A 12722-nucleotide genomic window follows, 5' to 3' on the forward strand; every position below is an offset into this window, starting at 1 on the left:
TCTGCCGACCGTGAACCTGCACGACGCCCCCTGGCAGCGGGAGGTGGGCCCTGGCTGGGACGTGGTCCTGGTGCCCGAACAGGTGGCCCACCGGGCCGTAGTGGCTCTCGGTGCCCTGTCTACCAACCCGGTGGGCGCCGTCTTCGCCATTCATGGCGTTTGGGGTTTCTTCCTGCCACCGGAGTCCGATATCCCGCCCTGGCCCGCGCGTGTCCAGTACCTCCGTTCCGGTTCCCAGGTCACCCTGCCGCCCTCGTGCTGGACGCGGGATCAGTCCGGTAGTGGGTCTGGGTGGGTACGGAGCCGCAGTGATGGGCATCTGCTCACCCCGCCACTGATGCTCCACCCGATCGTGGCGGCCCTCTGCTGCCCCCGGGGCGGCCGTCGCCCGATACGGGCCCTCGGCTGCTCGCGGGAGGACATCACGGTGAAGCCGCCGCCCCCCGCGGTTGGCCCTGGCCGCGACGAGGCGCGGGCGGACGCAGACGCCCTCCGCTCCCTGGCGGTCGCACTGGACGTACACGAGGCCGAGGTGCCCGGCACAGCCGATGCCTTCAGGACCTTCTTCGACTCCCCCTGAACCCGCGAACAACCACCACCAGCAGCAAGACATCCGCAAGAAGGAGAGAGATGGGTTCCCCTCGGCCGCGTCACAGCGCCAGGCGCAACCTCATGGTGCGCGCGGCGCACCACACCGGGGTGCAGGTCTCATCATGGCCAGACCTCGCCGACGCCACGCCTGCGGGCGTACGGTCCTGGTGCACGTGGATGCGGGGGATCTGGGGCATCGCGGAAGTGGCCGAGGCGGTCCGGCACGCGAGCCCGGCGCTGGGGCGCGATCTGCTGCCCCAGGCAAGCACGCTCGCCGTCCCCGCCGCGGCCTGGCCCGCGTTGCGCAGGCTGCCCGGCGGGCAGGCCCTCCTCGAATCCCACTGGACGCAGAGGCATGCCGCGCTCGTCGAGTACCGCGCCAGGCTCGACCACACCCGGCATAGCGATCCCGACGCCGTCGACGCCCTGCTCCACCACCTCTCCCTTGCCGACACCACCCCGCCGGGCTCCGGCAGCACACCGTGGCGCCTGGCCCGAGCCGTCGCCCTGACCGCCGCGCAGGGCGACCGTCCGAAACGGAACGGATTGGCCCCAACGCCACCCGCTGCACCCCAAACAGCGCCCACAACGAACGGATTCACCGCATATGCCCAGAAGTGATGAGGGTCTCGCTCCGGCGGCAGATCTCCAGACCGCCGTCCCGATCGGCGGTACCGCACGGCGGGGGTCCAACGCCGCACGACTGCGGTCGATGCGTCTGGCGATCTACGCCGACGTCATGCGCGGCATCACCTCGCCTCCCGTCCGGGTGGCCGAGTACGCCCTCGTCCGGCCCGGCCAGGACCCTGCGGATCGTCTCGCCCAGACGCGTGCCCTCGTTGTCCGCGAGAGCTGGCAGATGGTCATGACCACCTACGACGACACCGGCATGACCGACCCGGCCACGCGCCCGCACCTGGCCCGCCTCTACGCCGCAATCCGCCGTCGCGAGCTGCACGGCATCGTTGCCGCCTCCCGGACCGACATCACGACCTTCCACGACATCTACGAAGACACCCTGACGCGCATTCGTACGTGCGGCGGCTTCCTCGTACTCGCCCACGACGAGACCACCCAGTAACCCCACGACGTACGGAGTACTCGTGAGCAGCACCTTCCATGAGCCGACCCAAGCGGCCGAGAACGAGCCGACGGCCGCGCAGGACTACGACATACCGCACATCCCCAAAGGCACCCGGCTGACCGACGCGGCAGCCGAGGAATTCGGCGCGAAGATCGAGAAGGCATACCGCCGTGGCGCCAGCATCAGCTTCATCATCGAGAAGTCTGGCCGTTCCTACGGATGCATCCACCGGACCCTGCGCAAGCGCGGCGTCCCGATGCGCCCCAGGGGTTACGCGCCGAAGGTGTCGCCATCAGCGCTCGGCGTACCCGCCGCCGGTAACCAGGGCCCCGCCCCCGGGCCCCGACCGCACCGTCTCACATGACGCGATCGCGAATCCCCGAACCACCAGCACGGTGGAGCGCACACCGAACCAGGAGCACCATGACCAGTCACGAAATGGTCGTATGCAAAGTGAACGTAGCTGGCGGGACCAAGCCGTCCGAGGACAAGATCTTCGATACACCGGGAGCCGTCATCGTGCTGGACGGTGAGTCCCACGTGTACGACGCGACGCCGTCCGGCGGCTGGTATGCGTACGACCTGGGGGAGGTGGCGGCGAAGGCTCTCACCGCCACTCCGGACGCCGACCTGCGGCAGGTACTGGCAGAGGCCATCGGTGAACTGGCCGTCCCGCACGGGGTGAAGGCGGTACATTCGACCGCCTCGGTCGCGATGGTGCGCCACCACGACGGTGCAGTCGACGCGCTCGTCCTGGGCGACTGCACGGTCGTCGCGATGGCGGCGGACGGAACGGTGGTCGAGGCAGTCCGAGATGACCGTCCAGCTCGCGTGAAGGCCACCTGCCCGGAATATGAGGAATACCGGGCTCGACTCCGAACAGGCCCCGGCGGGTTCGACGCCGACCACCGCGACCTGCTGGCCCGGCTGAGTGACCACCGGATGCGCCATCTCAACCGCGGCGAGGGCGGCTACTGGATGGCCCAGGCCGTCCCGGAGGCCGCCCGGCACGCGCTGGTGCGGTCCTGGTCGGCGGCATCCCTCTCCACGATTCTGATCATGACTGACGGAGTGAGCGCCGCGGTCGAGGAGTACGGCCTCATGTCGTGGGCCGACATGGCCCGCGTATGCCGCACGCACGGCCCCGCCCTGGTTCTGGACAGGATCCGCGACGCCGAACTGGATGACCACCAGGGTCGGCGCTGGCCCCGGGAAGCCCGCCACGACGACAAGGCGCTCGTCTCCGTGACCCTCCCAGCCGCTGGGTGAGCTGGAATCCGCACCAACTCGACCCCGGACATCAACCACGCCTCATGCCCCACTGCATCAGGGCATGAGCGTCCCGGACCGAAGGAACGCAGCTGTGGACAACACCTTGACGATCGTGCTCTGGAACTTCGAGAACAACGGAAAGGGCGACCGAACCCGGCGGCAGAAGGGCTACAGCACGATCCGATCCCTCAAACCCGACGTTGCCTTGGTCCAGGAGATGTGGGACGCCGGTGACCACGGTCGGCAGATCTTCTCGGATGCGAAGCGAACACTGGGGATGGAAGGTGAGCTGGGCAAGGGCTCGTGCACGGCCCTGTTCTTCGACGCCACGAAGCTTGCCATCGTCCGGGACTGGAGGGACAGCCGCGGCCCGGCCTGGGTGATGCCGCCCACCGGGCTGACCCTGCGCTACCTGCCCGCTGGCGGGGGCGCGTTGCCCCTGGTCATGGTCTCCTACCACCTGGCGTACGCCAGCTCGGACCAACGGCTCACCGAGGCCGAGTGGCTCACCACGTGGGCTGACAAGGGCTGGTCGACAGCGGACGGGCAACAGGTCACGCTCCCTGCGCTCATGGGCGGGGACAACAACTCCTACCCGGCCCCCGGGACGCCCGGTGACCCGGCTCTGCCGAACCTCGACGAGATCCAAAACCGCCCTCACCGGCTGCACCGCTCCTACATCGGCCCGGACGGCACCCGCCTCATGGACGATCGGCCGGACAACGTCCTGCGTACCGCCGGATTGGAAGACGTCGCCCGCTACCGGGCCAGCCAGGGGTACGAGAAGGCCGTCGCCCCTACGGTCAATGCCTGGCCCACCCACGGTCCCGATGCCCGGATCGACCGCGCGTACGCCACCCCCGAGCTTCTGCCCGCGCTGACCGACGTCGAGGTGATCAAGGTCGACCCGGCTCTCTCCGACCACCACATCCTGCGCGTCACGCTGGACTCCCGCCGATTGATCGACATCCTTCAGCAGTCCACCGCCCCCGCCCTGGCGACCTGACTCGACTTCTATCCACGCGGCCATCAGCCGGTCGCCGCCGCCTTCAAGGGGGTCCCAGGCGTGCTGCAAATCGACGACCACCGTGCACCGACTCCGCGAGCGCGGCAACCCCCCGGTCGGGTGATGGCGCCCCGTTCGAAAGTGCATGACCGCAGCAAGCCCACAGCGGCAAGCGAACCGTCACCTTCCAGAACATTTGTTCCTCAACTAGCCGTAACCGCACCCCGTCTGCCTCCGTTCTTAGAGCACCAGTACCCCTCGTGCGCCCACATGGAGGACGCCATGAACCCTGCACTCGCCCTCGTGCATCAGCCTCTCGGATTCGAACGGCGGCAACCCGACGCCGCCCTTCTCGTCCTCGGCATACAGAAGGTTGACGCCACTGGCCGCCGCTCGGCACGACCGGATACGAGGTGGGCGGCATGAGCGACCGTCACGATGGACCGCCCTCCGGCGACCGTGGCGTTCCGGCGCCGCGCTCCGCCCCGCTCCCCCAGCCGCCCGTGACGACGCCCGCTGGAGCACAGGACGGACCGACCGTCCCTCCTGGAGCCCAGCCGGCCGCCGCCGCGGAGGCAGATGCTGCCGAGTCGCAGATGCGGTACGTGGACGTGACGGGCAGCCGTGAAGCGGCCGGCCGCTCGATCCGGATGAGCGACATGGCGCGGCGGTTACCTCAGTTGGTGCGCCGGTCACTGGCGCTGGCCTGGCGGGTCGACCGGGCGGCGACCGTCGGCCTCCTGCTGTGTCAGGCGGTCACCGGCGTGATGCAGGCTGTGGGCCTGGTCGCGATCAGCGGCACCCTGACGGCGCTGCTGGCCAGCGGAGACGTCTACCACCGGCTTCTGGAGGCGTGGCCGTCGGTGGCCCTGCTGGCCGGTGCGTCCGGGGTGCGGGCGCTCTTGGGGATCACCGTTGGCTGGCTGTCTTCCCGGCTGGGTCCGCTGATGTCGCGGGAGGCGGAGCAGATGCTGCTGACGGCCTGTGCCGAGGTGGAGCTGTGTGCCTACGACGAGCCTGACTTCAACCGCGACCGGGAGGCCGCCGACCGCGGGGCGCAGGTCACCGGGGACCTGATCAACGAGGGGCAGGACCTGATCGCTTCGGCGGCGTCCTTCCTGGCCGGGGCCGTTGTGCTGACTGGAGTGCACTGGGTGCTCCTGCCGCTGCTGGTGGCGGCGAGCCTGCCGCAGGCCGTTGCCCAGGTCAGCGCCGCGCGGGTGCGCTACCTGGCGAACCTTCGCAGCAACGGCGATCTCAGGATGCTGTCGGTGCTGCGCTGGAACATCTACACCAAGGACGCCGCCGACCAGATCCGTGCCGGGACCATGGCCCCGTTCCTGTCCGGCCGGTACCGGCAGACGGTCGCCCGGATCAACCGCGAGGACCGGGCCGCGGCCGACAAGGGGGCGCGTATGTCTCTGGTCGGCGCGCTGTGCGGAGGCGTGGGTTCGGCGATCGTGTGGGGGGCGGTGGTGTGGCTGATGGCCACCAGCCGCATCAGTGTCGGGCACGCCGGGACGGCCATCTTCGCCTTGCAGACGGTCGGGCAGTCGGTCCGCGGGCTGGTGGGCGTCGGGGCGCGCGCCGTACGCACGGGGCTGTACATGGATGACTGGAGCGGGTTCCTCGACAAGGCCGGCGGGTTCCGTATGCGTCGAGGCACATGCCGGCCCCGGCCGCCGGAGACGATCGAGATCAAGTCGGTCTCCCACCGCTACGCCGGGAAGGATCAGAACGCGCTGTCCGAGGTTTCGCTGACCCTGCGTCGCGGCGAGGTCACCGCCCTGGTGGGCTTCAACGGCTCGGGGAAGTCGACGCTGTCGAAGCTGGTCAGCGGCCTGTACCTGCCCACCGACGGGCAGGTGCTGTGGGATGGTACCCCCACCGGTGACGCCGATCCGCAGGCGTTGTGGCAGCAGGTGGCCCTGGTACCGCAGAACTACGCGCACTGGCCGCTGACGGTGCGCGAGAACATCACCCTCGGACAGCCCTCGCCGCGCGGCGACGCGGCGGTGCGTGAGGCGTGCGCGGCCGCCGACGCCGACGAAGTCGTCGACAAGCTCGGCGCCGGCCTGGACACCCTCCTTGCCCGGGAATGGCTCAACGGGGAGGAGCTGAGCGGTGGCCAATGGCAACGCATCGCTCTGGGGCGGGCGTTCTTCCGCGAGGCAGGGTTGCTGGTCCTCGACGAACCGACCGCGAACCTCGATCCCCGGGCCGAGTTCCGCATCTTCCAGCGGCTGCGGGGCCTGGCACGCGACCGGGTGGTGCTGCTGGTGACCCACCGCATCACCAACGTCGCCGTGGCCGACCGGATCGTGGTCCTCGACGACGGCCGGGTCGTGCAGGAAGGCACCTACCCACAGCTCGTCCAGCAACCGGGCCTGTTCCAGCAGCTGCTGTCCTACCAGGTCACCTCCGACCCGGACGGCGAGCAACACGGGACACGAGCATGAGCCGCGCCGACGCCACTTCAGGAACCCCAGCCGAGAACGCCCCTCCGACGGCCACGCACTCCTTCGACCGACCAACCCCCTGTTCCACGAGCTCCCCAGGTGATGACGTTCCGCCCGCCCACTCCCACATCCGTGCAGCCACCGAGGCGTATCTGGCCCGGCATCCGCGTGAGCGGGAGGGCCTGGCAGGGCTGCTGGCCGTCCTCGACGGCCCCGGCGATCCGTCCAGCCGTGCCACGCTGCCCGGCCACGTCACCTGTAGCGCGGTCGTCATCGACCGGGATCGACGTGTGCTGCACATCGGCCACAAGGCGTCGGGGAAGCTCCTCACGCCAGGCGGCCACGTCGAGGAGGACGACCGGACCCTCCTGGCTGTAGCCCTGCGGGAAGTGTCCGAGGAAGCCGGAATCGACAGCGGACACCTGTGCCTGACCCCGCAGTTCCTCGGCGCGGCAATCGACATCGACGTCCACGGCATCGACGCCAACCCGGCCAAGGGCGAGCCTGCCCATCAGCACTACGACTTCCGCTTCGCGTTCTACCTGACAGCCGAGCAGCGGCCGCTGCTCGTGCTCCAGGACGAGGAGGTCTCCGGCGCCCAGTGGCTTCCGTTCTCCGACGTCGGGTCTCCGACACTGCGCGCCAAACTCCTGGACGCCGAAGTTCATGGCCTCGACGGGCGGCCGGAACCCGTCAACGCCTCCGTTGTGATCCACGACGGTCAGGGCCGCTACCTGCTCCACCTGCGCGACAACTGGCCGGGCATCTGGGAGCCGGGGGTATTCGCCCTCCTCGGCGGCGGGCGCGAGATGGGCGACCGATGCCTGGAGGCGACCTTGCGGCGCGAGCTCGCCGAAGAGGCCCCTGGCCTGACGCTGGCGGATCTGGCGCCGTACGCCGTGGAGGAGGCGACGAGCGTCGACGGCCTCGCGGTGCCCATCCAGGTCTACGCGGGCCGCTGGAGCGGCGACCCCGACACGGTGGACCTGCAAGCGGGCGTGCTGCTGCGATGGTTCACTCCCGACGCACTGGACCGTTTGCGCCTGAGCCCGGGAACCGGTGACCTGATCCGCCGCCACGCGGCCCAGCACCCAGTGACCAGCAGCCCACCGGACGGCGTCCGTCTGCTGCGCCACGAGGCACCGGAGGGTACCGAGCTGCACATCGTCGGTGTCCACCTCTACCTCCAGGACGAGCACGGGCGAGTCCTCCTCGGACTGCGCCACCCCGACTCGGCCTACGCGGGGAACACGTGGCGCTTTCTGGCCGGGCACTGCGAGCGGGAAGCCTCGATCAGCTGTCTGGTGCGCGAGGCCAAGGAAGAGGCCGGACTGATCATCAAGCCCTGCGACGTCGAGTTGGTGCACTTGGTTCACCTCGTCGACTCACCGGTCGCACGGCCGCGAATCGGGCTCGTCTTCCGGGCCCACTCCTGGTCGGGCACCCCGGAGATCCTGGAGCCCGACCGGTGCGTGGAGTGGCGGTGGTGGAAGCCACAGGACCTTCCGGCCGAGATCGTGCCATACACCCGCCAGGCAATCCACGGAATCCTCACCGGGCACCGGTATTCAGAAATGGGCTGGGCCGAGTGATGAGCAACACGGGCCCTGCCCGGGCTGGCCAGGCAACGCCGCCAACGGAATGTCCGGTCGACGGCGCCGCGCCGCCGGGAGCGGCGGTGGGTCCGGCCGTCGCGCGAGCGGCGATGGTCGCCCGGCTGGAGGCAACGGGTGCGCTGGGCCCGGGGCTTGTCCGAGATGCCTTGTCGGTGCTGCCCCGCGAGGTGCTGATGCCGCAGGCATACGTACGGCGCAGCGCCCCGGGCGAGACGCCGCGGTGGGACCTGTTGGACTGGGCGACGCCACGCGACCGCCCCGCACTGCTGGAGGTGCTGTACGGCGGAGCCAGTGTGCTCGTCCAGCACGACGGGGAGCCGCTGCTCGGCCGGGCGCGCGGGTCCCGGTCGGGCGCGGCGATCACGTCGATGTCCACCGTGATGAGCCTGACCGCCGCGCTGCTGGAGGAGCTGGATCTCCGGCCCGGTCAGCGAGTGCTGGACGTGGGCACCGGTGCGGGGGTGACCGCCGCGGTGGCATGCCAGGTCTGCGGTGACCAGGGGGTGGTCACCCTCGACCGGGACCGGCACCTGACCGACTCGGCAGCGGTACGACTGGCTGACCTCGGCTTCCGGTCGCAGGTGGTGTACGGATCGGGCGAAGTGGGCTGCCCAGGCCGGGTGTTCGACCGGATCTTCGTGTCGTACACGGCGGAGCGCGTGCCAGCAGCCCTCGTCGAGCAACTCGCCCCCGGCGGCAAGCTGCTCGTACACGTGACGACCGCGTCCCCCTCGTGGCCCGCCCTCGCCGTCGTCGAGCGAACCGCCGACGGGCAACTCCAAGCGGAGCTGCGGGCCGTGGAGTTCGCCCACCGGGCCGGGCACGGCGTGGAGCGGATTTTCCTGACCGAGGAGTTCCGGCAGCGCATCACCACCGAGGTGGGCGCGTGGACGCAGCGGAGCACGCTGGCCCTGCCCGCGGACACCGACCGGGGCCTGTGGCTGGCGGCAGACCATCTCCTCGGCGGCCTGGTGCGGGACTTCGGCGCCGAGCACTTGGTGATCGGGGCACCCGGCTGTGGTTCGTGGCTGCGCGTGAAGCCGGTGGGCCCTCGGCGCTGGACCGTCATCACGCACGGACCGCGCGACATCTGGCGAGAGATCCAGGACCTCGCCGCCCCGTGGCGGGCAGGAGGCTCTCCCGACCGCTACCGCCTCTCCTTTGATCCAGACGGTGGGCAGCGGGCCGCATCGCAATGTGGCCGCCTGTCCTGGGAGCTTCCTGTCCCCCGCCCGACCGATGAGGGAGCTGTCTCGTGACCTATCCCGACATGCCCCTTCCGAGGTCCGAGGTGCGGACAGGACGCTGCGAGTGCAGTTACATCGCCTACGAGGTGATCGGCGTCCCGGACGATCCGCATCTGTGCTCGTGCCGTCACGAGAAACGCCTCTCCGGCGGGCCCGCTGTGCTGTGGGTTGGCTTCCCGAAGGCCACGCTGGTCTGGACCGGACCCGGTGGCGAGCCCACCTGGTACGCGACCTGGCCCACGCTGCGCCGCGGCTTCTGCCCCCGCTGCGGAAGCCACCTCGTCTCCGTCGCCGACGACTCGGACATGATCATGGTGACCGGCTTCAGCCTCGACGACCGCAGCGGCACCGACCCTGTCGGGCACTCCTTCCGCGAGGAAGGAGTGCCGTGGATGGCCATCACCCTCGCCCCCGATCCGCGCGCCCCGCATACAGCCTCGTCGTGACCCCTCACCCGTTCAACCAGCTTCGGCGAAAGTCCTGCTGCCCGGGCGCCGTTGCTACTTCACCCCGGCTAACAGGCGAGCGGCCGCGCTCGGCCTGAAGCAGGGCCCGGCCAAGCCGGAACTCGTCATGCCCCAGATCCGCACGTGGAAAAGGAGTCCTTGATGGACGCGGAGCACGAGACCGCCCCCGCTCTCCCCAAACAGCCCCCTATGTCGGCGGCTGAGTACGCCCGATCCCAGCACGCGGTCTGGTTGAGTGCCGCTGCCCTGGTCACCGACCCGCTCGGCCGCGTTCTGCTGGTCAAGCCCACCTACCGTGAGCAGTGGCTGCTGCCCGGCGGTGCCGCTGAGCCCGGGGAGAGCCCCGCACATGCCTGCCGACGCGAGATCAGCGAGGAGCTCGGCCTGACGCGCGAACCGGGGCGGCTCCTGGCCGTGCACTGGCTGCCCCCGGATCACCCCGACATCACCCCGGGCATGCGAGTACCTGGCGAAATCCGCTACATCCTCGACGGCGGCACTCTCACCCATGAGGAGATCGCCGCGGTGCGCACCCCCGCGGAGGAGCTGACCGGCTTCGAGTTCGTCGACTTCACCCAGGTGGAGCAGCGGATGATCCCGGTCGACGCGCGGATCCTCCTCGCCGCGCTGCGGGCGCGGCTGTCCGGCACGACCGCGCACCTGGAGGGCGGTCGGCACGTGGGTGAGGAACCACCGTTGGACCGGTACGACGTCCGTGTGCGGCCGCGGGCCGGCGGGGGGTTGCCCTGGCACGCCGAGCCGGTGCCCGCCGGCCTGGAGGTGAAGCAGGCGTGGGGATGGCTGTTCGTGCCGGACGGCCGGGTCGTCCTGGTGGTCGACCCGAAGAACAGGCTCCCCGCGCTGCCGGGCGGAACGATTGAGGCCGCCGACACCTCGCCCGAGGACACGCTGTGCCGTGAGGCCGTGGAGGAGGCCCAAGCGACGATCGGTGAACCAGTGCGCCTGGGCTGGGTCTATGACGCGACCGGTGAGGTGTACGGCGGGATCGGGCCCTGCGCCCGCCTCCGGCTGGCCGCCCCCGTCACCTCCGTCGGCCCGGCCGCAGTGGATCCGGCCACCGGTCGCACCTTCGCGCGGCTGCTGGCCACCCCCGACCAGGCAGCCGCTCTCCTCGGCTGGGGCGAGCCCGGCTACCAGCAGGCCGAACTGGCAGCCCGACTGGCCGAAGACCGCTGGGGCATCCCCCGCCCCACTCCGGCGCCGATCACCGAACTCCCGTCAACGTGACCGTGGAAACGCCCGTGGTCCGGGACACTGCCCGCCCGCCACCGCCAGATCGACCCACCACCCCGGCGGGGCGACTTCGGCGCTCTGCCCAGCGAACAGCCGTCCATGACAAGGAGGGGATCGTGCGGACGATGCGTCTCGCCAACCTCAACGCCTACAAGCTCACACCCGCCACCCGAGGCACCAGCTCCTGGAACACCCAAGCCACCGCCATCCGGGAGATCTCGCCGGACATCCTCGCCCTCCAGGAAGTCGTCATCGACGAGAACACCACCAGCCGCGATTCCTGGGACGACGAAGCCGCCTCGCTCATCAAGGACCTGGCCGAGCAGTGCGGCCTGACCACCAGCGTGGAGGCGAGCGACGGCCACCCGCACGGCACCGCCATGGCCGCGAACTGGCACCGGCCGTGGTGGACGGCTCTGATGTGGAACCCCGACACCGTGGAACTGGTCGAGGGCTCTTACCGCCCCTTCGGCGCGCCGGACTACTGGCACGGCTGTACCACGGCCAGCTTCGACGTCGGCGCCAGGGAACCGATCCTCTCCGCCGCCCAGGTCAACGACGGTCGAGGCGGTCGCCGGTACTACGACACCGAGCCGTATACCGACATGCACCATGACGACATGGAGTCCCAGGTGCGGGTTGGAACGATCGGGACGACGCAGCTGGCGGCCCGTCGGCCAACCGAGGCGCTGCTGCGCAAGGGATACATGGTCGATGCCGCTGCACATCTCGGTGCTCCGTGGGAGCCGACGGTCGGGCGCTGGGAGGACGGTCGCGGTGACCCCGACCCATGGGGGCCCAGGCGCATCGACCTGATCCTGGCCAGCCGATCCGTCGCGCCCGCGCTGACCGGCTACCAGGCTCATCTCAGTGCCGCCGCCAAGGAAGCATCCGACCACCTCCCGGTCTACGCGGACTTCGTACCCAGCAAGATCAGCGGAGAGCGGTGATGCGGCGCTTCATGGGCCCGAGTCGGCTGTGGGGCAGCCAGGAGGGGCCGGACAAGGACTGGGTCAAGCCTCACGTGTTATGGCTCCCCCAGGACCAGCCCCAGGTCATGGGGTATTTCGGTCGGCTGCGTCAGGTCGTGGACAGTTTCCCGGACGTGATCGCGCCGATCGCTGACGAGGACGTCCACATGACGATCCAGTCCGTCCGCCAGTTCAACACTAAGGGCGCGCGGGTGGACGATGAGCAGTTGGCCCTCGCCGCCGGCCTGATCCAGCGGGAGCTGGAGGGGATGGCGCCGTTCGACATCGAGATCGGTCCGGCCCGGGCAGTCGGCTCCGCCAGCGTTGTGGACATCTGGCCGCAGGCGGGCCCGGCGGAACTCAACCGGCGGGTGCGTGCAGGATTGGAGGCAGCCGGGATGGCGCTGCCGCCAGCCGAGGAGGTCTTCTGGTGCCACATGTCCTGCGGGTACGGGGTGCAGGACACTGACACCCCGGAGCTGGCAGCCCGTTCGGACAAGTTCGCCTCGAAGATCGGCAAAAGCATCCTCTGTGGCCGCGCGCTGGCCCAGATCAACAAGGTGTGGCTGGTATGGGAGCAGCAGCACCCACAGCGCAGCACCTACACCTTCGAGCGCAAGCACATCCTGCATTTGCGAGGCTCTGAGCTGATCCGGCCTTGAGGGCGATGCCCAGGCCCACGCGCGTCCAGCCCGTGGCTATCCCCTTTGCGTAACCGGGTGCCCTCGGGGGCATGGCCACTTCCTGCCTCCCCC

The 12722-nt window shown here is 70.0% G+C and carries 13 protein-coding genes; all 13 read left to right on the forward strand.

What is annotated here, in order from left to right:
• The first annotated feature begins 10 nt into the window (after window positions 1–10).
• The 13 genes from ABZ370_RS31250 to ABZ370_RS31310 all read left to right on the forward strand — a co-directional run bounded on the left by ABZ370_RS31250 (window position 11) and on the right by ABZ370_RS31310 (window position 12629).
• Window positions 11–580: a hypothetical protein gene (locus ABZ370_RS31250; protein WP_358627363.1), complete on the forward strand. Its 570-nt coding sequence runs from the start codon at window positions 11–13 to the stop codon at window positions 578–580.
• A 50-nt stretch (window positions 581–630) separates the two neighbouring features.
• Window positions 631–1212 (forward strand): hypothetical protein, encoded by a 582-nt coding sequence (locus ABZ370_RS31255; protein WP_358627366.1) that lies wholly within the window; start codon window positions 631–633, stop codon window positions 1210–1212.
• Entirely contained in the window at window positions 1199–1672 is a 474-nt protein-coding gene (locus ABZ370_RS31260; protein ID WP_358627369.1) for a hypothetical protein, read from the forward strand. Before ABZ370_RS31255 ends, ABZ370_RS31260 begins: the two co-directional genes overlap by 14 nt.
• A gap of 22 nt (window positions 1673–1694) precedes the next feature.
• Window positions 1695–2039 (forward strand): helix-turn-helix domain-containing protein, encoded by a 345-nt coding sequence (locus ABZ370_RS31265; protein ID WP_358627372.1) that lies wholly within the window; start codon window positions 1695–1697, stop codon window positions 2037–2039.
• A gap of 59 nt (window positions 2040–2098) precedes the next feature.
• On the forward strand, window positions 2099–2944 hold the full coding sequence (locus ABZ370_RS31270; RefSeq protein ID WP_358627375.1) for a protein phosphatase 2C domain-containing protein: 846 nt from the start codon (window positions 2099–2101) through the stop codon (window positions 2942–2944).
• A gap of 94 nt (window positions 2945–3038) precedes the next feature.
• Window positions 3039–3953, forward strand: coding sequence for an endonuclease/exonuclease/phosphatase family protein (locus ABZ370_RS31275; RefSeq protein ID WP_358627378.1), 915 nt, complete (start codon window positions 3039–3041; stop codon window positions 3951–3953).
• A gap of 596 nt (window positions 3954–4549) precedes the next feature.
• The gene (locus ABZ370_RS31280; protein WP_358627717.1) at window positions 4550–6412 is read left to right on the forward strand and encodes an ABC transporter ATP-binding protein; all 1863 of its coding nucleotides are present in this window, start codon (window positions 4550–4552) and stop codon (window positions 6410–6412) included.
• Window positions 6409–8004, forward strand: coding sequence for an NUDIX domain-containing protein (locus ABZ370_RS31285; RefSeq protein WP_358627381.1), 1596 nt, complete (start codon window positions 6409–6411; stop codon window positions 8002–8004). The genes ABZ370_RS31280 and ABZ370_RS31285 overlap by 4 nt, the downstream gene beginning before the upstream one ends.
• Before the next feature lie 86 nt (window positions 8005–8090).
• A complete protein-coding gene (locus ABZ370_RS31290) occupies window positions 8091–9287 on the forward strand; it encodes a methyltransferase (protein ID WP_358627384.1) in 1197 nt (398 codons plus the stop codon).
• The gene (locus tag ABZ370_RS31295; RefSeq protein WP_358627387.1) at window positions 9284–9721 is read left to right on the forward strand and encodes a GFA family protein; all 438 of its coding nucleotides are present in this window, start codon (window positions 9284–9286) and stop codon (window positions 9719–9721) included. Before ABZ370_RS31290 ends, ABZ370_RS31295 begins: the two co-directional genes overlap by 4 nt.
• 162 nt (window positions 9722–9883) lie before the next feature.
• Complete coding sequence (locus tag ABZ370_RS31300) at window positions 9884–10990, forward strand: NUDIX domain-containing protein (protein ID WP_358627390.1); 1107 nt, start codon at window positions 9884–9886, stop codon at window positions 10988–10990.
• 131 nt (window positions 10991–11121) lie between these two features.
• Window positions 11122–11946 (forward strand): endonuclease/exonuclease/phosphatase family protein, encoded by an 825-nt coding sequence (locus ABZ370_RS31305; protein ID WP_358627720.1) that lies wholly within the window; start codon window positions 11122–11124, stop codon window positions 11944–11946.
• Window positions 11946–12629: a 2'-5' RNA ligase family protein gene (locus tag ABZ370_RS31310; RefSeq protein ID WP_358627393.1), complete on the forward strand. Its 684-nt coding sequence runs from the start codon at window positions 11946–11948 to the stop codon at window positions 12627–12629. The genes ABZ370_RS31305 and ABZ370_RS31310 overlap by 1 nt, the downstream gene beginning before the upstream one ends.
• The last annotated feature ends 93 nt before the right edge of the window (window positions 12630–12722 follow it).

Origin of the sequence: Streptomyces sp. NPDC005962, assembly GCF_040629205.1 — a bacterium.
GTDB lineage: Bacteria > Actinomycetota > Actinomycetes > Streptomycetales > Streptomycetaceae > Streptomyces.